General features: G+C 37.0%; 27 protein-coding genes. 11 read left to right on the forward strand and 16 right to left on the reverse strand.

What is annotated here, in order from left to right; translation table 11 throughout:
• Positions 1-68: 68 nt before the first annotated feature.
• Complete coding sequence (locus MKY80_RS06520; RefSeq protein WP_239354345.1) at positions 69-443, forward strand: MmcQ/YjbR family DNA-binding protein; 375 nt, start codon at positions 69-71, stop codon at positions 441-443.
• A 65-nt stretch (positions 444-508) separates the two neighbouring features.
• On the opposite strand, the gene MKY80_RS06525 is transcribed toward MKY80_RS06520, so the two are convergent.
• The 6 genes from MKY80_RS06525 to MKY80_RS06550 all read right to left on the reverse strand — a co-directional run bounded on the left by MKY80_RS06525 (position 509) and on the right by MKY80_RS06550 (position 4,414).
• On the reverse strand, positions 509-850 hold the full coding sequence (locus tag MKY80_RS06525; RefSeq protein WP_008174341.1) for a GIY-YIG nuclease family protein: 342 nt from the start codon (positions 848-850) through the stop codon (positions 509-511).
• Between the two features lie 17 nt (positions 851-867).
• Positions 868-1,623, reverse strand: coding sequence for a DUF2087 domain-containing protein (locus MKY80_RS06530; protein ID WP_008174339.1), 756 nt, complete (start codon positions 1,621-1,623; stop codon positions 868-870).
• Between the two features lie 134 nt (positions 1,624-1,757).
• Positions 1,758-2,633, reverse strand: a complete 876-nt coding sequence (locus tag MKY80_RS06535; RefSeq protein WP_089985527.1) for an ABC transporter permease — start codon at positions 2,631-2,633, stop codon at positions 1,758-1,760.
• Entirely contained in the window at positions 2,633-3,553 is a 921-nt protein-coding gene (locus MKY80_RS06540; RefSeq protein WP_342532368.1) for an ABC transporter ATP-binding protein, read from the reverse strand. The genes MKY80_RS06535 and MKY80_RS06540 overlap by 1 nt, the downstream gene beginning before the upstream one ends.
• Before the next feature lie 5 nt (positions 3,554-3,558).
• Positions 3,559-3,963, reverse strand: a complete 405-nt coding sequence (locus MKY80_RS06545) for a DUF3021 domain-containing protein (RefSeq protein ID WP_008174333.1) — start codon at positions 3,961-3,963, stop codon at positions 3,559-3,561.
• A gap of 1 nt (position 3,964) precedes the next feature.
• On the reverse strand, positions 3,965-4,414 hold the full coding sequence (locus MKY80_RS06550; protein ID WP_089985532.1) for a LytTR family DNA-binding domain-containing protein: 450 nt from the start codon (positions 4,412-4,414) through the stop codon (positions 3,965-3,967).
• Positions 4,415-4,638: 224 nt separating this feature from the next.
• Here MKY80_RS06550 and MKY80_RS06555 point away from each other — a divergent pair, with 224 nt between their 5' ends.
• On the forward strand, positions 4,639-5,667 hold the full coding sequence (locus MKY80_RS06555) for an AbrB family transcriptional regulator (RefSeq protein ID WP_089985534.1): 1,029 nt from the start codon (positions 4,639-4,641) through the stop codon (positions 5,665-5,667).
• Positions 5,668-5,711: 44 nt separating this feature from the next.
• Here the strand turns inward: MKY80_RS06555 and MKY80_RS06560 are convergent, their stop codons facing one another.
• Entirely contained in the window at positions 5,712-7,406 is a 1,695-nt protein-coding gene (locus MKY80_RS06560) for a methyl-accepting chemotaxis protein (RefSeq protein ID WP_090001267.1), read from the reverse strand.
• A 213-nt stretch (positions 7,407-7,619) separates the two neighbouring features.
• Here MKY80_RS06560 and MKY80_RS06565 point away from each other — a divergent pair, with 213 nt between their 5' ends.
• From MKY80_RS06565 to MKY80_RS06575, 3 genes are all read left to right on the forward strand, one after another.
• Complete coding sequence (locus tag MKY80_RS06565) at positions 7,620-7,760, forward strand: RAxF-45 family protein (protein WP_008174324.1); 141 nt, start codon at positions 7,620-7,622, stop codon at positions 7,758-7,760.
• Between the two features lie 104 nt (positions 7,761-7,864).
• Positions 7,865-9,673, forward strand: a complete 1,809-nt coding sequence (gene abc-f / locus MKY80_RS06570) for an ABC-F type ribosomal protection protein (protein ID WP_342532369.1) — start codon at positions 7,865-7,867, stop codon at positions 9,671-9,673.
• The gene (locus tag MKY80_RS06575; protein WP_090001272.1) at positions 9,666-10,457 is read left to right on the forward strand and encodes a GNAT family N-acetyltransferase; all 792 of its coding nucleotides are present in this window, start codon (positions 9,666-9,668) and stop codon (positions 10,455-10,457) included. The genes abc-f and MKY80_RS06575 overlap by 8 nt, the downstream gene beginning before the upstream one ends.
• Before the next feature lie 57 nt (positions 10,458-10,514).
• On the opposite strand, the gene MKY80_RS06580 is transcribed toward MKY80_RS06575, so the two are convergent.
• The gene (locus MKY80_RS06580) at positions 10,515-12,077 is read right to left on the reverse strand and encodes a bifunctional UDP-sugar hydrolase/5'-nucleotidase (RefSeq protein WP_342532370.1); all 1,563 of its coding nucleotides are present in this window, start codon (positions 12,075-12,077) and stop codon (positions 10,515-10,517) included.
• Between the two features lie 181 nt (positions 12,078-12,258).
• Here MKY80_RS06580 and MKY80_RS06585 point away from each other — a divergent pair, with 181 nt between their 5' ends.
• The 5 genes from MKY80_RS06585 (at position 12,259) to MKY80_RS06605 (ending at position 16,718) form a co-directional block, all read left to right on the forward strand.
• Positions 12,259-13,332, forward strand: a complete 1,074-nt coding sequence (locus MKY80_RS06585; RefSeq protein ID WP_342532371.1) for a PhnD/SsuA/transferrin family substrate-binding protein — start codon at positions 12,259-12,261, stop codon at positions 13,330-13,332.
• 83 nt (positions 13,333-13,415) lie between these two features.
• Positions 13,416-14,219 carry a phosphonate ABC transporter ATP-binding protein gene (phnC, locus tag MKY80_RS06590; RefSeq protein ID WP_008174314.1) on the forward strand — a complete coding sequence of 268 codons (804 nt, stop codon included), beginning with the start codon at positions 13,416-13,418 and terminating at the stop codon, positions 14,217-14,219.
• Complete coding sequence (gene phnE, locus MKY80_RS06595; RefSeq protein WP_043989738.1) at positions 14,176-14,991, forward strand: phosphonate ABC transporter, permease protein PhnE; 816 nt, start codon at positions 14,176-14,178, stop codon at positions 14,989-14,991. Before phnC ends, phnE (MKY80_RS06595) begins: the two co-directional genes overlap by 44 nt.
• A gap of 10 nt (positions 14,992-15,001) precedes the next feature.
• A complete protein-coding gene (gene phnE / locus MKY80_RS06600) occupies positions 15,002-15,808 on the forward strand; it encodes a phosphonate ABC transporter, permease protein PhnE (protein WP_342532372.1) in 807 nt (268 codons plus the stop codon).
• A 175-nt stretch (positions 15,809-15,983) separates the two neighbouring features.
• Complete coding sequence (locus MKY80_RS06605; RefSeq protein ID WP_043989737.1) at positions 15,984-16,718, forward strand: hypothetical protein; 735 nt, start codon at positions 15,984-15,986, stop codon at positions 16,716-16,718.
• A gap of 89 nt (positions 16,719-16,807) precedes the next feature.
• On the opposite strand, the gene MKY80_RS06610 is transcribed toward MKY80_RS06605, so the two are convergent.
• From MKY80_RS06610 to MKY80_RS06640, 7 genes are all read right to left on the reverse strand, one after another.
• The gene (locus MKY80_RS06610; RefSeq protein WP_008174304.1) at positions 16,808-17,179 is read right to left on the reverse strand and encodes a hypothetical protein; all 372 of its coding nucleotides are present in this window, start codon (positions 17,177-17,179) and stop codon (positions 16,808-16,810) included.
• Positions 17,180-17,288: 109 nt separating this feature from the next.
• The gene (locus MKY80_RS06615) at positions 17,289-17,972 is read right to left on the reverse strand and encodes a M23 family metallopeptidase (protein ID WP_342532373.1); all 684 of its coding nucleotides are present in this window, start codon (positions 17,970-17,972) and stop codon (positions 17,289-17,291) included.
• Positions 17,972-18,253 (reverse strand): phage holin, encoded by a 282-nt coding sequence (locus MKY80_RS06620; protein ID WP_170844154.1) that lies wholly within the window; start codon positions 18,251-18,253, stop codon positions 17,972-17,974. The genes MKY80_RS06615 and MKY80_RS06620 overlap by 1 nt, the downstream gene beginning before the upstream one ends.
• A gap of 17 nt (positions 18,254-18,270) precedes the next feature.
• Positions 18,271-18,771 carry a hypothetical protein gene (locus MKY80_RS06625; RefSeq protein WP_089986637.1) on the reverse strand — a complete coding sequence of 167 codons (501 nt, stop codon included), beginning with the start codon at positions 18,769-18,771 and terminating at the stop codon, positions 18,271-18,273.
• On the reverse strand, positions 18,764-19,213 hold the full coding sequence (locus MKY80_RS06630; protein ID WP_089986636.1) for a hypothetical protein: 450 nt from the start codon (positions 19,211-19,213) through the stop codon (positions 18,764-18,766). Before MKY80_RS06630 ends, MKY80_RS06625 begins: the two co-directional genes overlap by 8 nt.
• 21 nt (positions 19,214-19,234) lie before the next feature.
• Entirely contained in the window at positions 19,235-21,160 is a 1,926-nt protein-coding gene (locus tag MKY80_RS06635; protein WP_342532374.1) for a DNRLRE domain-containing protein, read from the reverse strand.
• 31 nt (positions 21,161-21,191) lie between these two features.
• Positions 21,192-23,342: a LamG domain-containing protein gene (locus tag MKY80_RS06640; protein WP_342533012.1), complete on the reverse strand. Its 2,151-nt coding sequence runs from the start codon at positions 23,340-23,342 to the stop codon at positions 21,192-21,194.
• Between MKY80_RS06640 and MKY80_RS06645 the strand changes: the two genes are divergently transcribed.
• Positions 23,263-23,529: a hypothetical protein gene (locus MKY80_RS06645; RefSeq protein ID WP_342533106.1), complete on the forward strand. Its 267-nt coding sequence runs from the start codon at positions 23,263-23,265 to the stop codon at positions 23,527-23,529. The two genes, MKY80_RS06640 and MKY80_RS06645, sit on opposite strands and share 80 nt — an antisense overlap.
• Positions 23,530-23,542: 13 nt before the next feature.
• Here the strand turns inward: MKY80_RS06645 and MKY80_RS06650 are convergent, their stop codons facing one another.
• A complete protein-coding gene (locus MKY80_RS06650) occupies positions 23,543-24,451 on the reverse strand; it encodes a LamG domain-containing protein (RefSeq protein ID WP_342532375.1) in 909 nt (302 codons plus the stop codon).

Raw genomic sequence — 24,451 nt, forward strand, 5'->3', positions numbered from 1 at the left:
TACTTACTATAATCGAACATGTGTTTTTGTTTTAGGGGTAACTAGTTAATGTTGAAAGGGGAATGGAAATGGAAAAGGAAACGATTCATGCAAATTGTCTTCAGCTGCAAGGAACAACGTATGACTATAAGGAAGAATGGCAAGCAGATCGCTATCTTATAGGTGGGAAGATGTATACCATGATTGGAGGAAATGCCACAGGTCGGCCAGTGCTAACGTTAAAATGTGAACCTGCGCGAGCAGAGGAATTACGAGAAGCCTATACCAGCATTATACCTGGCTACTATATGAATAAAACGCATTGGAACTCCATTTATATGGATGCTGAAGATGTTCCGATGGATTTGGTAGAGAAACTTATTAAGCATTCGTATGAACTTGTTTTCAGTAAATTAACGAAAAAAGCACAGCAGGAAATTTGCCTATTGAAAGCAAAACAATAACAAGACTTTTATGAGTAAGGGATAGCGCATCTACCTTTATTATTGGTAAATGCGCTCATCTTTGATCAATTATAACCGCGCTCACCATAAGGATTTAGCGTATCGAGCCATTTTTGCTCTAGCTTTTCAAGCTCTTTTTTGGCATCGAAATAACCCTCTTCCTTCTTCTTTAAATACTCAACGATTTTCACCTCGAAAGCTTCTTGACCAAATGAATTATAGTCCGCTTGAAGCTCCTTGTTCGTATGTGTATTCGTTTTGAGCATAAACTGAAAACCATTTAAACGCTTCAAATTATTAAAGCTACCGACAAATACTTTATCTGTTTGTGTATTCGTCATAGTAAAAACGCCCGCTTCAATTTTCATGTCCTTATACATTTCTTTTAGTTCTTTTTTATGATCCATTTTAATGACCTGCCTTCTTATTTTTTAACCCAGTAAGCACTGCCGTCAGATTGGCGGTCCAGAAAACCGTATTCAATTAAGTAGCGGCGTATATGAACATAGTCTTCATACATGGGCTTGATGATTTCATTCAATTCTTTTTCTGTATATTGTTTTTCTTTGTCAAAAAGCATTGTGATGGCACGAAGTACTATAATTTTTTGTTTTTCACGCTTAGGAAAACGAACTAGCTCCTTACCAACACCGTGTGGGAATAATTTCGCCAATACTTGTTGTTCTTCTGAGAGAGTGACGTTATAGCGATCGTCAACCATTGTAGCTGTTTTATGAATAGACACAAACGTATCCTCCTTTCGATCTTGTTCCTTCAGTAATTCCATCATTACTAACAACGTCTTGGCTTGACGTTCTTTTTCCTTTAAAGCAAAGCGGTGATGACGAATAGTCGTGGCACTGCCAATTTCTAATTCCTTTTTTATTTCCTGATCTGATTTACCTTCATAAAATAAGCCTAAAATATGACTTTGATGCTCAGTTAAGCCGGTCATTTTTTTATTGAGACCATTTAAGTAATGAAAAACAGACTGGTGTGTAATCGTAATATGATGCTGCATCATTTTTTCGGCTTCATACAGTAAGCCGTCGTAAGGGTAAATAATTCCTTTTTCTATTTCTTCTCCACATAGTAGACAAGTGAAATGTGTCTCATCGTCGATATAACCCTTTTTTAGATTATCGATAGGCGCTTGCCAAAATAGTTCATTTACATCCATTAGGAATCCTCCGATAAAAACAAACGATTTTTATTTTTGTTTGCTTATTTATTATTAAAATAACAAATTGTTTATGATAAAGCAATAAAAAACACATCGTTTTCTAAACGATGTGTAAAAACGTTGGCAACTATTTATTTATATTTTCTTTTAAACAAAAGGAAGGAGGCGATCGCTAGGACGAGGATTGTACCAATGATAATGATGATGCTCGTTGAGGCACTAAGGGTATTACCATGAAGCTCGTAGACAATACCATAATTAATTTTGTAGTCATTCACATAGGAGACCGGTGTACCCTCAAAGACATTGGCAATGGAGCTTTCCATAAATGTGTTTCGTAAGAGTAATGTAGTATGACTAACTGGGAAATACATAATTAAATTTTGTGCAAAGCTTGGTAGAGCACCGAGTGGGACATAAACACCGCATAAAAATCCGAGTAGTGTACCGACAATAGTTCCTAATGTTGAGAAGGCATTTTGTGTCGACACAAACAAGGAAAGAAATAGATTCAAGACACTTGCGAGTAAGACAGATAATAAGATAATGCCAAGTACTTGAACAAAATGTGCAAGGCTTAAAAGCTTACCGCCTGTTGCTACGATAAAAATTTCACAGCCAATTAATGCGATAAAGGAAAAAATACAGCCAATTATTAATGCATTGAGTACATAGCTCATTTGTATTGTGGCGCGGGAAAGAGGGGCGGTTAAAAAATCGGCCATTGCCTTTGATTCCTGATCCTTTATGGCGATACCGTATGCACTAAGTGTTGACGAAACGGCAATCATCGATAGTAACCCTGCTACAACCCATTCGTTCACCATGGTAATCACTTCAGGTGTGGCTTCCGTGATTCGTTCAATTGCATCTACCTGCATTTTTTGGAGGAATAAGGCGTAAAGCACGATGACTATAATCACCGATAGTAGAGAGAAGAACACTTGTGTTTTATCTCGTCTAAATACTTTACTATTTCGTTGTACTAAGCTCATTAAGGCTTCCATTATGCAACATCCACCTCTGCCATAATATGAAGAAAGACATCATCCATCGTTCCTTTAATCACTTCAAAGGAGGCGATGAGTGGCTCCGCTTTCTTTAAAAGGGAGAGAGCTTGTAGAGTGGACTCTAAACGGATTGTATAGATCTCCTGTTTCTCGGTATAGGTAATGACGTGTTCTTCCAGCCATTTAACACCGTCTAGTGGATTATTGAAAACAACGGCCATAGAGTCATAGGCATACTTTGTTTTCAACGCATCAGGCGTACCTTGTGCGACAATTTTTCCTTCCTTTAAAACAAGGACCTGATGGGCGACTGCCGCTTCCTCCATATAATGGGTCGTTAAAAACACAGTCATATTCGTTTCGAGTTGAAGCTGCTTGATGGCCTGCCAAACTAATTGTCGAGTTTGTGGATCTAAGCCGGTTGTAGGTTCATCTAGAAATAATATAGTTGGACGATGAATAAGTGCACGTGCAATGTCTGCTCGTCTTTTTTGACCGCCTGATAAGGTTCCATATTTTTGCTTTTCAATATCCTCTAAATGCAAATAGGAGGAAACAAATTGATAGTTTTCAGCAAGCTGTGTTTTTGATAATCCATATGTTCTGCCTCGGTGTAGAATGTTTTCCTGCACAGTTAAACGATCATCTAATAAGCTTTGCTGAAACACAACACCAATGGATTTACGGATATCTGCGTTATGATTGCTGACATCTAGTTTAAAGTTATTGATAGTGACATTGCCGCTGGATTTTTTTAATAAAGTACAAAGGATTTCAATTGTTGTCGATTTGCCAGCACCGTTTGCTCCTAAAAAAGCAAAGAGGGTACCTCGTTCAACCGCAAATGAAATATCATTAACCGCATGATGATCACCATATTGTTTACATAAATTCTCTACTTTTATTGCGAAGGTCATCCAGATTATTCCTTTCTTTTTCGGATTTCTCGATTTATTTTTTCAATATCATTTAATTGAAGGATATAAAGAATACACCAAACGATGATGTAAATAACGGCTTCAGAAAGCAGCACATATTTCACACCAGAATGCATAAACCAACCACCAAAATAGCCAGCAATTAAAACACAGATTGTCACAGCGATTAAATGCAAGAGTAGCTGCACCATAAAAGGGATCGATTCAATCTCAAAAATACCAGATATAAGTCCGATGGCAATGCCAAGTATGGCTGCAATAACAATTTGCTCTAGTAATTCTGTGCCTGACACCATCGCATTATTTGATAGGACGCTAAATGTCACTAAGACATATGAAGAGCTAAGGGATATGAGTAGTCCGATAATCATCATGCTTACATATTTCATGCTATAGATCCCTCCCAATACCTAAGTGTCGCTTCAATTCTTTTATATATTTACGACTAACATGAATGGTTACATCATTTTCAAGCAGTAATTGTGTTGTACCGATTTTGCCCATTTGAATAGAGGAGATTTTATGGATATTGACAAGTGTAGATTTACTTACTCGTACAAAGTCCTTTGAAAGCTGTGCCTCTAGTTCATATAATTTTCGTTTAGACTCAAACTCTTGCTCATTCGTTTGTAAAAATACTTTGGCATCCTCTGCATAGATGGAATAAATATCAGAAATTTTTAGTAGATGAATTTCTTGTTGAAAGTACCCATCTAGCATAGTCGTTTGGGACGCTTGTAATTGCTGCATGAGTCTTTCAATTTGTTCGTTGTATTCTTTCGCATGTATATGAACCTCTGTTTCTTCAAGTTCATGGTGAATAGTCAAATGAATTTTCATAGGAGGCCTCCTTTATTTTCCCCTCAAAGGGAAAACGCTGAATCAGGTAATAATAATGTAGCATAGATAATTTTAGCAAAGGTAAATTATTGGATAAGAGGTTCAATTTTATCGATAACAGGTTATTTTTTAACGATAGCAAACCATATAAAAGTCGCTTCAATAGAAAAAAAGGTTAAGAAACGTCATAATATAGTTATCTAGTGTTGTAAGGGGTTGCTAGTATGTTTGTTTTTGGTAGGCATATGTTGATTACATTATGCATTGGCCTCATAGGTGCTGTCGTTTTTCAACTACTTCATATACCAATGCCTTGGTTGCTAGGCGCTATTACAGCTGTACTTATCGTGCAATTGTCGACCAATGTACAATTGAGATGGCACTCTTCCTTCCGTAATTTTGGCTTAATCGTAGCAGGGTATTCTATCGGCTTTGCCTTTACTCCAGAAGCGGTGCAGGATATTAAGCTTTTTTTAGGGAGTATTGTCGTTATAAATGTGATTTTTATATTATTATTTTTTGGTGTCAGTTATTTAGTAGCCAAACGTACAGATTTGGATTTTGCAACGGCATTGACATGCTGTGTACCTGGTGGCATGGCACAGGTTGTGGCTTTTGCTGAGGAGCAAGGCGATATGGATATGGTGGTCATTACATTCTTTCAAATCCTCCGTGTTCTTTTAATCGTCGGCTTTGTCCCGCTAATGTTGACAGATGTTGGTGGAAACAGCACTATGAACAACGGAATGTATACATGGGGCCTTATCGGTATACTAATTGTTTGTGGCTTAGCAGGATGGATTGCTCAAAAGCTTAAAATTCCAACAGGTTATATGCTCGGCCCAGTATTTTTATTGATGGGTATTAATATGGTGGGGATAGAAGTGCCTAGAATACCCATATCTCTTCTACATATTGCTCAATTGATGGTTGGAATCCATATCGGGTTATTGTTGAAAAAAGAAGATTTACATTTATCAAAGAGGCATATTTTTTATGCATTTGTATCAGCTGGCATTTATATAGGAGCAGCGTATGGCTTAACATTTTTAATGAAAAGTTTATACAGTCTCGACTTTAAGACAGGCTTTTTAAGTATTGTGCCTGGGGGACTTGATCAAATGGGGATTATTGCGGCTTCTGTACATGCCAATGTGACAATCGTCACAGCTTTTCAACTCTTCCGAATCCTAGTGATTTCAATTTTCCTTGTGCCTGTGGTCAAAATGTTTGTAAAAAAAGTGAAAACATGAGGGATAGTGATCAACTAATCCCTCATGTTTTTTTGCTGGTCGATTTAATATTTAAATTGATGGATTAAATCTTGCAATGTTTCGGCATTCGCTGTTAGCTGTGACGCTGCCTGATTAATATCATCCATTGATAGAAGATTCGTTTCAGCAATTTGTGTGACGATTTTTGATTGTTCACGTGCATCCATAGCAATTTCAGCCATAATTTGTGTTGAAGCATTCGCCTGTTCAATTCTTGCATACAGCTCTTCGGCAATGCCTGACACCTCTTGAATTTTGAGTGTCACAAGTGACACCTTTGTAGTAATATCTGCAAAAGCCTTGCTAGTTGTGTAGACCACCTCAGCGCTTGTAGTGGCCTCTTGTTTACTTTGCTGCATATACACCCGTGCTTCCTTAGACAGTTGTTGCATCGTGTGAATCGTCTCTGTAATTTCTGCTGCGGAGATTTTGGATTGTTCGGCAAGCTTCCGAACCTCTTCTGCAACCACTGCGAAGCCCTTGCCATGTTCGCCCGCACGAGCCGCCTCGATCGATGCATTGAGGGCTAATAAATTCGTTTGATCAGCGATGGCATGAATGACCTCCACAATCTCATCTATTTTATTGGCATGTGTATCAAGTGCTGCAATGGCTTCTGCACTTTCCTGAACGGCATTGGTCATAGCACGCATTTGAAACTGCATATTATGTGCGGCATCCTCACCATGCTTGGCCGTATCGAAGGCATCCGACGCATAGGAAGATACCTCACTATTAGTTTCTGTAACTAGTTGAATTCCACCAGCAATATCTTCCATCGCTTCGGCATTCTCATGAGCACTATGCTTTTGAGTACTTGCACCACTTGCAAGCTCCTGCATATTGGCTGTTAATTGCTCCGTTGTTGTCGTGGTGGAACCTGCCGTTGCAGATAATTCCAGTGAGGATGCAGACACTTGATTGGCTGTTGCATCTACTTGTTGCATCATACTACGTAAAGTTGCCAGCATGGCATTAAACGACTCTGCCACATGGCCGATTTCATCCTTTGATTGCACTAGTAGCTGCTGCGTTAAATCACCTTTCCCAGCAGAGATCGTTTCTAGCTGGATGTTTAATTGCTTTAAAGGTCTGACAATGCCACGAATAAAGAGCATACCTGCAATGACTGCAATAAGGGCTGAGATGACAGCGATAATTCCAGTCTTGAATAACATCTTTTGTGCGACTACATCAATATCAGCGGAAGGTACCCCAGCAAAGAACATGCCAATCGTTTCGCCGTTTTTATTTTTAATGGGCTCGTATTTTGTAAAATAGGGGTTGCCTAGCACTTCGGCAGTACCCGTGTACGTTTTCCCTTGCTGTAAAACAGTGTCAGCTACTTTTGGGTCGACCGTTGTTCCAATAGCACGTTGTCCATCTATGACAATATTTGTATTAATTCTCGTTTCTCCAGCGAAAATTGTAATGGCAGCCTGTGATAATTCTCCTAAAGTATCAATAAGTGCCGTTTCATTGGCTACGTTTACATTGCCTTTGTAAAGCTCACCATTTTTTAATTGCCATTCACCAGGTAATGTTTGGTCGAGGTTAAGTATACTTAAATCTAAAATTTGATGGAGCCTTGTATTGTACTCATCTCGTAATGTTTTTTTCATTTCGGTTGTGTTCATAAGACCTATAGCAATGAGTACAAATCCAATAATAACCACAATTAATAAGCTCATTTTCTTTTGCATACTTAGCTTTTTCATGAAATGTCCCTCCACATTCTCCGTAAAAAACCCTACTACCAATCGCCTAAATATTGATATAATTTGGGAAAAAATTTCTATTTTTTATTAGTATATAACTAGTGTGCCAGTTTGTATATTTATAAAATAAAATGATTGTTCATTTATCCCCTTTTCAAATTATCTGAAAAATGGTATTATATGTTTAACTATATTGAACGGAGGTGAAAAAGAATGAATAAAAACGCTACGGACACATGTATAAAAGTGGATACAGCTATGTATTTTGCACGTGTCATTACTTTCGATTTTGCGAACAACGGGATAGGTCTGTCCATTTTTAAGCAAAATCAAATAACTAACGTAGCGAATTAACCATTCTTTTTCACACATTTTAATGAGAAAAAGACTGCTTGTTAATGAGCAGTCTTTTTTGTGTTGTCAAGATGTTTTCGCGCGTTTCATTGGAGGAAAAAACGATGCAAATGAAAGCTGAGCAAATACAAAAAATTATGGGTGGCAATATATTATTTGAGAATTTACAACTGGAGGTAAATAGTGGGGAGCATGTTGCTATAGTTGGCGTAAATGGTAGTGGTAAAACAACTTTATTGCAGCTTCTATCGGGTGTAGATTTTCCCGATCGGGGACGTATCATAAAAAGTAAAGATGCCACAGTCGGCTATTTACATCAAATACCAAATTATCCGGGTCATTCAGTAAAGAAAGTGTTAGAAGAGGCATTTGCTGATATTTATGCATTAAAGGCTAGAATGACGATACTTGAGCAAGAGATGCAGTCAAACGTAACGGATGAAATTTTATGGCAATATGGGCAAGTACAGGAGCAATTCATGCTACAGGGGGGCTATGAGGTGGATGCCCAATTAGCGATGATTGCAAATGGGCTAGGCATTATGGAAATGTTGGCACAGCCATTTAGTAGTTTAAGTGGTGGAGAGAAGACGAAAGTAATGCTTGGGCAAATTTTATTGAGCCAGCCAGCTATTTTATTGTTAGATGAACCAACGAACCATCTTGATATGCAGGCAATCGAATGGCTTGAAAATTACGTACGCAGCTTTGAGGGAATTGTCATTGTCGTCTCTCATGACCGCCAATTTATGAATCAGATTGCACATAAAGTCATTGAAATTGAAGATGGAGAGGCCTTTACGTACACAGGTAATTACGATGCATTTATAGCACAAAAAGAGGCAAAGATTGAACAGCAATTTGCTGATTATGAAGAGCAGCAGAAGAAAATTAAGAAAATGCAAGAAACGATTAAACGATTAAAACAATGGGCTAATGAAGCAAATCCACCAAACGCTTCTATGCATAGACGTGCGAAAAGTATGGAAAAAGCATTAGCACGTATCGAACGGGTGAAGAAGCCTATATCAAAAAAGAAAATGAATCTCGCTTTAACGATGGCTGAACGCAGCGGTAAAGAGGTAGTGCAATTACAAGACATTTACCACGGCTATGATAAGCCTTTATTGATAGACAGTAACCTAGCTGTCTACTTTGGAGAAAGACTAGCGATTGTTGGGAACAACGGTAGTGGTAAATCAACGTTATTAAAAATGATGTTAGGGGAAATCGTTCCTAATCGCGGTGTTTGCCATGTAGGTAGTAATGTGAAAATTGGTTATCTATCTCAGCAATTGGAACATAAAAATCCAGCTATCCGATTAATTGATGCGTTTCGTGAAAATGTAGCGGTGTCTGAGGCCGAAGCACGCCATATTCTCGCACGATTTTTGTTCTATGGCTATGATGTCTTTAAAAAAGTGAAGAATTTAAGCGGTGGAGAAAAAATGCGCCTTCGGTTAGCTCAATTAATGCATGAGGATATTAATGTGCTCATTTTGGATGAACCAACGAACCATTTAGATATTGAAGCAAGAGAGGTATTGGAGGATACGCTAGAAACCTTTGAGGGAACCATTATTGGTGTGTCCCATGACCGCTACTTCTTACAAAAAATATTTACCAAAACAGCATGGCTAAAGGATCAAACTATTCATGTTTTTGAAGGAGATTATGAGTGGGCTAGACAAAAACTTGAGGAGCTCTGGAAAAAAATAGTAGTTGAAGTTGAAAATGAAGCGGCACCTAAAATACAATCTGTCAAAAAAGAGCTATCGATTGAGCAACAAATTGAAAAACTAGAGGTAAAACTAGAGGAACCTTCACTTGCTAAAGAGCAACGGCAAAAGCTCGAACAGCAAATAGAGGAATTATATGAAAAATGGATGGAAGAGGGAACGGAACATGCTTAATTTAGAACGCATTATGCAGCTTGATATAGATTATGTAAAGAGTTTTAGTGAAATGGAGGCATGTAAAGAAGGAGTTTTATTCTATAATAAGGCAATTCCGACCTATTATGATGCTAATCATGCACATGTTTGGCGAAAGATCGAAAAACCTGCTCAGTTTTTAGAAGATATAAAAACGTTCTATCAATCTAAGTCGCTTATCCCACGGCTGTATTTATATAATCTTGAGGATAATCAAGCGTGTATAGAGTCTTTAGAGATGCATGGCTTTCAATATGAGCAGTTCGTCAATGAAATTCAGTGCTGGAATGGTGAGTTTCGTCAACTCTCACCACATCCAGCGATCAAAATTGAACGGGTAACAGATGCAAATTTGAACGAAGCCTTGGCAGTGGAAATGAGCATTTCTGCTTTTGGAGATCCTGAATTAATTAAAATGGCCTTTGAGCAAGCGTATTATTCGCCAAGCTTTACGTACTATTTATTAAAACTTGATGGGGTGCCATGCTGTTCCGCAAATCTATTTGTGTCAGGAAATCAAGGAAGGATTGAGAGTGTAGCAACAATTGAAAGCCATCGAGGTCGTGGTTTAATCGGCTATATGTTGCAGCATATCCAACAGCAGTCAGTGAATCAGAAGCTTGAGCAGCTTTGGATATGGCCAATTAACGATCAAGTTGCTAAAGTCTATGATAGGTCTAACTTTAAATCGGTTGGATCCATTGCCTCCATTCATGCATTTACAGAAGGTAAAAGTATTCAAGATATACGACAAAATTCTTAATCTAACATATATAAAAACCCGCCAAATTCCTGTGAAATTTAGAATTTGGCGGGTTTTTTAGTATTGTACTTGCCAATTATGATTACATGTCGCTTGGACAATGGGCTGTTTTAACAGATAATCGGCAATTAGCTCGGTCATATCAATCTGAATCTCTTTCACAACAGGGCGATTTCTTAAAAAGTCAAAATTTCCTGCACCAGTCGCACGATAACTACTCATTACGACATCGAACTCTTCCTCCCTATTTATAGCTGCACCATGATATGAAAGTTTGGTAACACGTTCACCAATAGGCTTTGAAATATCCAAGATATACTCAATACCTTCCCACATATCATAATTATAAGGTTGCGCCTTCGGGAAAAGGAATGAATCCGCTACATGCAATTGACCTGCTGTTACCGTAAAATAGCTAGCGGATTGTTCAAGGGCAAGTAAAATGTCCTGTCCTGAGAGTCGAAGTACTTTTAATGTATTAGCGTAAATATAGTTTGTCACAATGTCACGCATCGTAACGGCTTGTTTGAAGCCACCTGGTTCATCATGAAAAAGAGCTGTACAGGAAATAGATGCCTCCGACACAGCCATTTGAATGCGGTTGATAAATTCAATATAGGGATGTTCCTGAATGCGCGCAAGAAATGGATCTTCAATTTGTAAATCTCCTTGGATCATGCCGATTGTTTCATCTAACCATGCTTCGGTTTTTTCAAAGGTTGGTGAGATGATCTGACAAACAGCATCATGAGGTTGCGTATGCTCTGAACTATAAATGAGCGATGGGGTATGACAAATCGATTGGATTTTTTGCTGATGATCCATGTCAATTTCTAGCTCTATTTTAGCGATACAAACGCCCTTCGTCCCAGGTTGAACGACTGATTTTCCCATAATGGTTGTGCTAATTTCACGATGTTGGTGGCCAGAAATAATAATGTCTACTTCTTCTATTTCAGCACACATACGGTATCCTTGATTTTCTCCATCCTCAGCTTCAAGTAGTTCTCCTGATTCAAGATCTCTCTCGAATCCACCGTGATAACATAAAACTAGAACGTCAATTTGTTCATTAGCACGAATCCATTTTGCCCAGTAGCTAGCACTTGAAAAGGCATCTTCAAAATGAAGTCCTTCAATGTGAAGAGGTTCCTCCCACTTAGTGACAAAATGTGTTGTCACACCTAAAATGGCTATTTTAATGCCATCTATTTCTTTAATGATATATGGCTTTGTAAATGGTCTCCCATCCTTGGTCACGATATTGGCGCCTAGCCAAGGGAAATGTGATTGGTGAATCACCGATTGTAACGTCTGAAGTCCATAATTAAATTCATGATTACCGAATACGATGGCATCATATTGAAGCTCATTGGCCACCTGAATCAAAGGATTCCGTTCCTGCGTATGAAATTTTTGATGATAAAAGGTCATGGGACTGCCCTGAATAAAGTCACCATTATCAATTAAGATGGTTTGCATTTCAAGCCTTTTTTCTTCAATAATTGTTGCAAGCTTGGCTAACCCAAGCGCTTCATTTCGATCATGTCGAAAGGTTGTGGGCATGATATAGCCATGAATATCACTGGTTGCAAGTATTTGTATCGTTTTCGTAGACATAATAGATCCTCCGATCATTAGTATATCCATAGTATATAAATTAATTTCGTAGGAAGTTAGCTTATTTACACTATCAAAATATTATTTTACCAAGTAGAAACATTAATTTACGCGCTATTAACACTAGGGAAATATTTACTGTATATACTGAAAAAGCATTTCAAAAAGGGAGGATAACATTTTGAAGAAACTACTATTTTTCACGTTAACATGCATGCTTGCTGTGTTCCTAATGGCATGTGGAAATGAAGCTTCGGACACATCTAAAGATAATAAAACGACAGATGTGGCTGCAGAGGCAAGTGGCAATGAGTCTATAGATAAATTATCGCTTGGCTTTGTACCTTCTCGTAATCCAGATGAAATTATTACGGCAACCGAACCTTTAAAAGGTTTGTTAAAGGACGAGCTTGCGAAACTAGGTTTTGATGTAGGTGAAATTGATATTACCGTTGGAACTAATTTTGAAGCAGTAGGGGAAGCCTTGTCTGCAGGTACTACAGATATTGGCTTAATACCTGGAGGGACTTATGTGTTATATGATGATGGCGCAGAAGTAATTTTAACTGCTACACGTGCTGGATTAAATAATGATTCTGATAACCCAGTGGAGTGGAATAACAATAAACCAACAGCACCAACGACAACACAGGCTACATCATATAGGGCTATTTTAGTGGCAGGTCCATCTGAAAAAGGTAAAGCATTAGCAGCGAAAGTGAACAATGGTGAGAAATTAACGTTTGAAGATTTAAATAATGTCACGTGGAATGTTATGTCCTCTTCTTCACCAGCAGGCTATATTTACCCTACATTATGGTTACATGAGAATTTCGATAAAACCATTCCTGATTTAGCGAAGGTTGTTCAAGCTGATTCTTATGGGAATGCCTTTGGACGTTTAGCTGCTGGACAAACAGATGTCTTGGTCACTTATGCAGATGCACGTCGTGATTATGAGGAAAGCTGGCAAGGAGATTTCGGACGCACTGCTTCCATTTGGGGTGAGACGGATTTAATCGGGGTAATGCCTGCCATTTATAACGACACTATTAGTGTAAGTAAAAATTCCAAGGTCATGACTGACGACCTGAAGAAGGCAATTCAGCAGGCCTTCATGAATATTGGTAACACAGATCAAGGTAAGGAAGTAATTGCTATCTATAGTCATGAAGGCTATCAGGAGGCAAAAGACAGTGACTATGACAACGAGCGTAAGGCACAGGAATTAGTGCAAAACCTCGGTTCGAAATAAGGGAATGAAGAATCTGCGTGGCCTGCGGTTTACTCGCAGAAAGCAGATTCTTCTTTTATATTTTCTAGATAGGGAGCGGTTCAATGATTGAGTTTAAAGAGGTAGAAAAACGTTATCCGAATGGCTTTCTTGCCTTAAATCACATTAATCTACAAATTGAGCAGGGCGAATTCGTGGCCATCATCGGTTTGTCCGGTGCTGGAAAATCAACATTATTACGCTGTATTAATAAAATGCACGACATTACTGAAGGTACATTGCGTGTCAATGAAGTCAATGTGCAGCATCTGAAGGGCAAGGGCATCCGTAATTTACGCAGAAATATTGGCATGATTTTTCAATCTTTTAATCTTGTGACACGTGTGTCGGTCTTGAAAAACGTGCTCGTATCCTTTGTGCCGAATATGCCAGTATGGCGAAAAGTTTTAGGCATATTTACGCAAGAAGAAAAGCGACAAGCATTAATGGCACTCGATCAAGTCGGTATTTTGGATAAGGCGTATGTCCGTGTCGACCAATTATCCGGGGGGCAACAACAGCGTGTGGCATTAGCTCGTACACTTGCACAAAATCCACAAATTATTTTGGCGGACGAGCCTGTTGCGTCACTTGACCCTGTAACAGCTAAACAAGTGATGGACGATTTTAAACGAATTAATAAACAGTTCAACATGACCATAATTATTAATATTCACCATGTTGACTTGGCATTAGCCTATGCGACACGCGTTATTGGTGTACGGAGCGGTGAAATTGTATTTGATGGGCAGGCAAGTGAAATAACGGAGGAAACGCTTGCCTTCATTTATAACACTACGAACCAAGGGAGAGGCGAAACAGAACATGTCATGGAAGATGCGATCACCGAAAAAAATAGTTTTGCCTAATGGAAAAGAAGTGCTGGAGAAACGCTCATTCCTGCCTGTGTTGTGGCTATTAATAGTTGTACTACTTTTTCTTTCAATTCGTATTACGGGCTTTAGCATAGAGGTGCTTGTCCATCGAATTCAAGAGTTCTTTGTCATCCTACAGCAGATGATTCCACCTAATTGGGACTACTTATCAAAGCTATGGCAGCCGCTATTTGATACGATTAAAATGTCCTTATTTGGCTCTGTAGCAGGTGCTTTAGTTGCGTTACCTATTGCCATACTTGCTGCCACTACTATCACGAAATATAAAGGAATCGCCATGGTAGCTAAATTTATGTTAAGTCTACTACGAACGTTGCCTACTTTGATTGTTGCCTTAATAGCGACGTTTATTTTTGGGCTTGGAACGATGGCTGGTACAGTGGCGATTTTTTTATTTACTATAGCGTATGTAGGGAAACTATTATATGAACAAATAGAAAATGCCAATATGGGGGCATATGAGGCAATGCATTCAATGGGCCTCACAACAATTCAAGCATTTCGTTATGCGATTATGCCGCAAATTTTACCCAATTATCTCTCCACCTCGTTATTTTGCTTTGAGGGAAATGTTCGTTATGCGTCGATTTTAGGGTATGTAGGTGCAGGAGGAATTGGGTTACTTCTGAATGAAAGTTTGGGATGGCGAAGCTATGAGAATGTGGGGATGATCCTTCTCATGCTGGTTTGTACGGTTTTTCTAATTGAATCAACAAGCGAATATTTCCGCAAAAAATTAATGTAGAGGTGATGTAATGAATGCTATCGACAAGCAATTACAACTACAACCAAATCGACGCATGTCATACATCATGACAATGATCATACTTACTTTATTATTTATTTGGTCTGTAACCGCCATTCATTTCGAGAATGTTTCGGCAAGTGGTACGAAAATTGCAAAAAATATCTTCGTAGGCTTGCTGAATCCTGATTGGTCATTAATAATGAATGTGACAACTGAAGGTATACCCTATTTATTAATCGAAACAATGGCCATAGCGTTTCTAGGTACTATTGTAGGGGCATTGCTAGCGATCCCTCTAGCCTTTTTATCCGCTTCTACTATTGTGCCAAAGCCTGTTGCATTTATTGTTCGCTTTCTATTAATTATGATTAGAACCATACCTGCCATCGTCTATGGACTAATGTTCATTCGTGTAACAGGCCCTGGACCATTTGCAGGTGTATTGACTATGTCTTTAACGTCTATCGGAATGCTGTCAAAGCTATATGTGGATGTTATTGAGGACTTAGATAAAAGTATACTAGAGTCGATGGAGGCTATTGGTTGTACGTTAATGGAAAAAATTCGTTTTGGTATATGGCCACAGCTAACGGCGTTATTTACATCTATTGTCATTTATCGCTTTGATATGAATTTGCGAGATGCAACTGTACTCGGTTTAGTGGGAGCAGGAGGCATCGGTGCACCCCTAATTTTCGCTATGAATTCGTACAAATGGTCAGAGGTAGGTGCCATCTTATTAGGGCTTGTTGTTCTTATTTTACTGGTGGAGTATGTTTCAAATCGTGCACGTACTAAACTGGTTAAAGGATAAAATTTTTAGAAGGTAATAGTTAGTAAAATTCCTGAATAGTATCGACTATTCAGGAATTTTGATTTATTCTTATAAAAGAGGAATTTTCATTGATTATAAGTTTTTTACTTGAAAAAATACCGTATTCGATTTATTGTCTTTAGAGATACTTGTTTATGGACTTGGAGGATATGGAATGCACGGAATTTATATACGCTATAATGTCTCAAAAGAAACTTCAGCAGCAAAATGGCCCAAAAAAATGGATGCATTTGCTTATGTTCAACGAGAAAAACCACAACAAGATAATGACAACTTGCTGTCACCAGAAGAGCTAAAAAACCATGCAATTCGTTATATTAAAAGCTTAAAAGACAATGCAAGTGAACATTTAGTAGAGCAACGTAACGGCGAAATAGAGCATTTTGATCGTCGCTATATGGAGTCCTTAAAATTAAAGGAAAGCATTGATTCACAGCTGATTAATCTAGAAGAAATCCGTTTATTGCTGCAACTAATGAATGTTTTAAATTTATCGCATGCCTTCGGAGAAAATGCTGGAAAGCTCCTACGTCAAATTACACCATATGCAAAAGAGGTAGAGCATCCAACATTCCAAACTACTCGTGTGGAGCGCCATTTTTATTCAGAATTAATCGAACCAATAGAAGTCATTTACACACGCATTATGCGTCAGCACAACCCATCAACTACAGAAATGCAACATTCAGAGAAGCTCTGGACAACAGTCTGTGAGCAAGCAATAGAGAAGGTAGAAACCCGAATTGAACGCTTATCTTCTATCAAATTAAAACATGAAAACAATTTATTAGAGTTTAATCATTTAAAACAACAAAATATCGAGGCAAAGGAACGCCTAGATTTAGCCGTTCATGAATTGGATGAGATTTTAAATGTACTAGAATCTTAAAAAGCATGTCTACCGATTGAAATTTCAGTCGGTGACATGCTTTTTATAGTATAGACAGATAATAATGAGCAGGCCTATGAGTGTACTCTTTATTTTTTCTCAGGCTGATCGCGTTTAGATTGGCGCGAAATACGTAATAAATCCAACCCAAGCAATACAATAATGATATAAAACAGTGGGCTAGTAAACGACAAACCAATTTGTGACTGACCACCAAGCAATGTTAGTACAATCCATAATCCAACTGTATACAGAGTCAAACCAACATAGGCCTTCTTAGACATTTTTTTATATTGACCTTTATCTAAGGCTAGCTGTATGATCACTAGCACGACTAATATGAGAAGAATTATCTTTTTAGTCAAGATCGATGCAATCGTTGTGTCAGGGAAGAAATCATTTACAAATAATAATGTGAAAAATACTAGAATAAAGAAATTTAAGATCGTCGAGAGCTTCATGCTATATCTCCTTAGTTGCCAGAATCCTTTCTATTGTAACATGGTTCTATTAGATGGGAATGAATTTATGTTATATGTAAGAGAATTTTATGTATAAGGTATGAAAAAATTATTTTTTATTGAATGAATCATTGTATCTTTTAAGCATTGTGGCAAATTGCTCGCGCGTTAAGAAATTTTGAGGATTAGAGCCATCTGTTATACCTTTATTTTTTAACCATTCCCAAGCAGAATGATGTATTTTAGCGGGTTTCCGAGTTGGAATAATAGCCTGTTTCGTTTTTAAAGCTTCCTCCAGTTCGTTAATTTTAGTAAGTAACTCTGTATATTGTGACATCGTCAGCTCTCCTTTGTTATTAATAATAGTATTAGCTTCGTTTGCTAGAGAAATATATGTCATAGGATCAATTGCATTTGGCTGACCTATAGCCCATTTTCCGTTATGTATTTCAAAATGTAGATGGATACCGAATGCTCTACCGCTGTTCCCCATAATGCCAATTTGTTGACCTTGCTTCACACTTTGACCAACACGAACACAATAAGAATCTAAATGTGCATAATTTGTTTCATAGGCTTTACCATTAACAATATGTTTAATCATTACTACTTTCCCATAGCTACTTAACACCTGGGCGCGACTAATTATCCCAGCAGCACTAGCATAAATGGGAACTTTTCCTGTTGAAGCAAGATCGATGCCTTGATGCCACTCATTGCCATATCCGATATTTCTCCATCCAAATTTACTTGTTAACCTTGCATTTTTAACCGGGCAAATAAAATCTAGCATTATAGATCATCTCGTTTCGGTTTTTTATATCTTAGAGCCCGTGATGAATCACTTAGGCTAGCGGTAGTGGGATCTAAAACGGCATTATATGTACTTACAGCCATTAAGGCGATTACATATGGATTTGAAGCGGCGTTGACAAGTAAGGTCCTTACACTAGACCAGGTGGTTAAATCGGCTCCTGTAATCCCATAGTAGGCAAATAGGGGGGTAATAATAGATAATCCGACTGTAATCCAAAACTGAGGATTATTTATACGTACTTTCCAATTGATTTTCATAAATATCCATTCCTTTCTTACAAGCCTAATATTTTCAAAATTAGAGCTCCAATTATCACAGTGGGGATGAGAATCCACCAGTGTAGATATTGTTTGATCATGTCGCTAATTGATAGATTGTCTTTAGCAGTTTCCTGTTTCAAATCATCTTCAATGCTGTCAACACGCTTTCCAATATCTTTAACATCCTCTTGCAATTCAACTTGAGACATATTTAATTTTGTTAAATTCATATTGATGTTGTTAAAAGTCTTATCCATTCTATTTAATTGTATTTGCTGATGTTTATTCATTTCTTGCTGTTGTTCAGATACTAATGTTAAGCGATATAATAACTCATGATTACCTTCTAATTTTGAAATTCGGTTTTCCTGATTCTTAATTTCAACTTCTGCACTAGCTAATCTTTCACCAAATTTTTCATTTTGCACGTAATCACCAACTTTTGTAAAATAGAAAAGGATAGATGTAGTTATCCATCTATCCTTTAAAAATATAGACTGAGTACCCTCAGTCATTTAATAGTTCTATCTCTTCAAAAATTTCACAAAATCGATCATAGAGAACAGCCTTATTTCCCGTAAATTCTAAATCACAGTTTAAAATGATACTTTGTAAAATTGTAAGCATTTCAATTTTATCTGCCGTTTCTTCCATAATAAAATCCTCATTCATCATTAACATAATTTGCATTTGTGCTTCTTTTTCAGCTTCTTCACATTGAAATAATACAATCTCTTCTTCTTTGTTATGTATTTCTTTCGTTTCAGTAACGATTTCCCCGTTCTCATCTTTTAAAGCGTAATCGTTAATAAGTTGTTGCCTTTCTACCTTTAAGAGCTCTATTTGATCTTCCAGTAATTTAATAAACCTAGTCCGCATTCTAGATTCTTTGCCCTTAAGAATTAGATTGAAAAGGAATGATTGTAATTCTCCAATTTCATAGTTTTTTATTATCATAGTTAATATTCTCCATTTCTTTTACAGTATAAATGCGTAGCCTGATACTGAACCATTAACAGTAATGATTGTTAGTTTATTATTTACCATTAGGATACGAGGCTCAATAATAGTCGGAACTTCCTGGTCAGCCCATGTTGGAATGGTAATCTCTGTTTGAACAAATCTTCTGTTCACTGAAATTTCAGTATAAACTTGAGATACCTTTTTAATATCAATTACAGTATCGACTTGGCTAACAGCTTTTACGGTAAGTTCACTAAAAATATCTTGAACGAATTTAACGAATATTTCGGTATCTTTTTCTGATTTTTCATAAAGTTGTACGGCAATAGATACTCCGATAGAAGGCTTAGAAACAATGATTTCAGTGAAAACATCTGACTTAATATTAGGCTCAATTTCTACCAAAATGTCATTTCTATGTTTAATTTCAATTTCTGTTTCAATTTTTGGTTTTGAGACATGAACTACGGCAAAGAGATTACTATCTTTACCAACCCTAGGCGTGATTTCTGTTGCTATTTTATCCTTTGCTACAAAAAGTTCTGTGTAAACAATAGAAGTCCAACTATCATTAATTTCTATTTCTGTGAAAACTTCATTTTTGTCATGGAATGGTACAGAAATTTCAGCATGGATAGAAGGCCTTGTTACCGAAACAGTTGTATCCCAAGAACTAGTGTCAATTCGGGCGCAGTTTATTTGAGCTAAAGTAAAGGGGGTATTAATCGTAACTTCAGCAAATATTTCTCTATTAAGTGGTCTTCTGGCACCAATTTCAATCAAAATTTCGTCTTCTTCACGAATCGAAGAAATGATTTCAGTCTCAACATATGGCTTGGTGACGGTGATTTCAGCTTGTGCTTCAAAATCTAAAGGAACTTCTGGTCTGTGAGCATAGATTTCAGTATCTAACTTATCGAAACTGAAAATGGAATCAACAGTGACCTCAGTAAACCATTCAGAATGCTTTCTTTTATAGACAAAGATTTCAGTAAGTTGCTGGCTTCTTCCTTGAGAAAATATTCTGGAATCGAAATATTTTACAATTAATTCAGGAGGGGAAGAAGTTTCCCTTGTATAGAAAATTGTCTGTCCAGAAGCAGTTTCATTGGATAAACGAATAATAAAACCATTATTATTTTTTTCAAGAGAAACCCAAGATTCAACAATTTTAAATACATCAAATTCGATGTATCCTTGATTCCTATTAATAGTGAATTCGTCTGCAATTAAATCTATAGGGATTGGCCGATTCAGGTGAGTAAGGCTAGTTTCGTACCACTCGCTACTAGCATTTAGTATTTCTAGTTTAAGGTTTTCAGGAGCTTCACCTTTATAGTATAGACGTAAATAGGATTCTTTTAGCACATAAGAAGGATGAATAGAAGATAAGTCAAATTGCACAAATGAACGCCAAATATCATCCTTACTGCGACCAACAACCATAGAAGAATTGCTGCCATAGTTGATTGTTTGGTATGCTGTTTCCTCTCTTGTGAAAGCATCTTGGGTAGGATAGTACACATCTGTAACGATAGGCGGTTGTTGAACTTCATAAATGGCATACATTCTATTATGTGGTGGCACTTCAATTTCTGCTTCTAAGAAATTGTAACCAATAGGCTGAATCTCCGTATAAACATCTGAGTTCCCACGATACATGATGTTTAAATAGGTATCTTTATTACTAGCGTCTAAAGCACGAGAAATAAGCTCAGTTAGTACTTTACTTTCACTTAAAGGTCTAGCTATAATCTCAACATCTTGCTCTATTTTCCCTACAGCAATTAGTTTGTATGTTGCTTTAAAACTGTTGTGAGGACTTACTTCAATTTCAGTATATACTTCAAAGGATTTATCAAAGGGTATTGTATTCTCAGTTACTATTTCATTTCTATGAGAGGAAATGTCTGTTTCTAATCCAAAATCTTGATCCTCCATAATCTCACTTCCTTATCACATTGTATTGTGATTAGGCTTTGTCTGCTCTCACGATAATGTCGAATGAACCGTTAACGTCAGGCGTTGAACCTAATTCAGATTTTAGTCGAATGAAAAATGGAATTTCTTCATTGTTTTTTAACACACCACCTATTCTTAAATCAGGTTGAGGTGTAAAAGGGGATGAGCTTGTACTAAATTCACAAGTCATTCCTGTAGGGAAATTTGCTGTATTAGCATACAAGTGAATATCTTTAATATCATAGCCATATTGGTTTTTAAGGAATACTTCATGTTCAATTGTAGTTTGGCCGGCAATAATGATACCAAAATCAAGATATTTAAGGACTTCACCGATTTCACTAGAGAAGTATTGGCCATAAACATCTTTGAACATAAGACCTGTATAGGTTCCCATGAATTGAGTAGACCAATAATCAGTAGTACCAAAGAAATCTTGGAACTCTACTTTAAGTGTGTTCCAATTATCAATCCTAATGTCTTTACTACCAATCGCTAACTCAATATTTTGAGGGGATTCACCTAGTTTAGTAAAACTTCCATCTGAAGGGTAGTAGTAACCATTGTTTAGTAATACACGATATTGAACACGCGTTAAATCATCATCACTTAACACAGCCTTAAGAACATTTGTGTCAAAAGAAATGTCAATTTTAGCAGTAGTGTTTAAGATGTATAGACTTGAGTTTTCAATAATTGTCGTATCACGAGGGAGATAGTCTTCGAACGAGATTTCTTCGACAATTGTTTTGATTGTGTCACGAGGGTTGTCTGTAATAAACATACCAATATTAATGTGGTCACTTGTCCATGTCCGCCATTGCATATCAGTGATATTGTTTAAGTCTTTGTAAGTCATGCCTGTTAACATGATTTTTTGTGGACTTGAAGCATCAGCAACAACGAATTTCTTTTCTTTTTTGTCCCATACATACCATTTATCAGGTGTTTCTCTACCAACAAAGTAACGAGCTGCATCACGATAGGATTGTGAAATATCATTGACAAATACATCATCTAAAGAACCATACAAACGTTTAGGGTTAACTAGTTTAACGAATTGAGGTTGTGGGATTGCTTTCATATCAAGCACTCGTTTAGCAGTATCAGAACCTTCATCTGTCCATGTCACTACTTCAAAATCACCTTCAAGTTCATCTAAAGGCGACCAATTAGCTTCAAGGATTAAATCAGCATTTGTTACAGTTTCATCATCTGTGTAATAAAGAACCTCAACATTTTCACCAAATTCATCATAAATATCAAAAGGCTCAACATTAGTCGATACAACAATATCATCATTAGACTCTGTATAAATGGCCACTGTAGGTAGTTCACCAATATAGTCATAGATACTATATGGATCAACGCCTGTTTCTACAGCGATTTTAGAAGTGTCTGAATCAGTGTAGTAAATCGCTTGAGCTGAATCACCTAGTAAATCTTGTGCTTTAAAACTATTTTTATTTAATACAACAGAAGTGAATTGCTTATCTTCAAAATCAGACCACATGATTACTGACTTATTTCCTGATAGCTCTTTCCATTGTTTTTCTGTAATATGGTTTAGATTGTTCATACCATATTGGATAAAGTTTTCTTCTGTTGGTGTTGTTGATTTCCAAGAAGTGCCATCATGGTATTTGTATTGTGAGTTATGTTGGATGAGATATTTGTCTGGGATAGGGGAGATTACTCTGTCGTAGATTTCGATTTGGTCTAGTTGACCATTGAAGAACTGACCTGTTTGTAAGTCAGGATAATTGCCCAATATAAAATTACGTGTGCTTGTAGTAACTTCTAGCCCTGTTGATGTAGTTTTATTAGCAGGATTTGTCATATCATCAACATATATCTTTGCACCGTCAACAGATGCATCTCCTGTCCAAGTAAATAAAATATCATGCCATTTATTATCATTCGGTATCATTGCACCAAAGTTAATTAGAGCTCCTGTAGCCTGAGATACACTAAATCCTATTGCTCCATTATTTCTTAGTAAGACATTGAATGAGTCTTGCCCATTATAGCCATTTGCCATAACCCAAGAGTAATTTGTTGGTAACGCCCCTAATTTTATTTTGAATCTTATGCTTTTTTTACCCAATGGTATAAAAGAAGGTGGAAAAGAAACGCTTTGGTTAGTTCCATTAAATGACAATGCAGAACCTTTACCATTCCACCCATCTATTCTTGTGGGTGCATTAGTTAATGTTCCTGTATATCCACTAATAGAATCCATAGCATTACCACTAGGTTCATCAAAACCGATTAAAGATTTACCATACTTACTTAAATTATCTTTTGTATTAGCCATTGTATTGACCTCCAATATTTTTCCATATTAAAAGGACAACCAAATTAATAGTTGTCCTCAATCATTGCTGTTTTAAAATCACCACTAATAGGAATTGTAAACATTCTACCTTTTCCTAATGGTGTTCTGTTATTAGTTACAAGCTCATATTCAGTTGTAGGCTTAGTGAAATCAATTGGTGGTCTATCGACTGCTGAGTCAATCTCTCTAACTACACCACCTTGAGCTAACATCATATATTCTACTGTGTTAGGAATCTCTTTCACACGAGTTGAAGTAGGGGATAAAACAAGGTTTTTATTGTTTGTTGTTTTGACTACAAAGCGTTTTTGTTCGAAGTCAGAAGGGGAGAGAGCTTTATTGTAGATTTGTAAATCATCTAGTTGACCTGCAAACCACCCATTTAATAGATTAGACAGTCTTCCTATGGCTAAGTTAAAAGTACTACCGTTGTTAGGGCGCTCTGCTCTGACCACTCCTGCTAACTCTTGATTGATGTACATAGAAGCTAGAGAGCCTGCCTTTCCATTCCAAGACAGCATAACGTCATACCAAACTTGCGGTGTTATCTTATTTGACGAATTTAACACGAAGCTCGGTTGATTCGCTTCATTGTAGAAATTCCATCTTAAAGTATCGCCTGTTATCTTACAGAAATTAAAGCCTTTCTGAGTATTGGCATTGTTATGCGTTGCAAACACATATTCTGTATTATTATTTTGATTTATCTTAATTTTAAATTTAAACGTTAACTCTCCTAATAGGTTAGAGCCAAAATTCATAGATACAGAATTACTTGTACCGTTGAAAAATAAAGAATTACCATCACCATTCCATCCAACTGTTCTAGTTGCTGTTACATCTATGCCAACATAACTACCCAATCCTAATTTATCGTATACATTACCACTATCTTCATCAAAACCAAACCATGCGACACCATACTGTGTCAT

It is taken from the genome of Lysinibacillus sp. FSL R5-0849 (assembly GCF_038595075.1).
In the GTDB taxonomy this organism is placed as follows: domain Bacteria; phylum Bacillota; class Bacilli; order Bacillales_A; family Planococcaceae; genus Lysinibacillus; species Lysinibacillus fusiformis.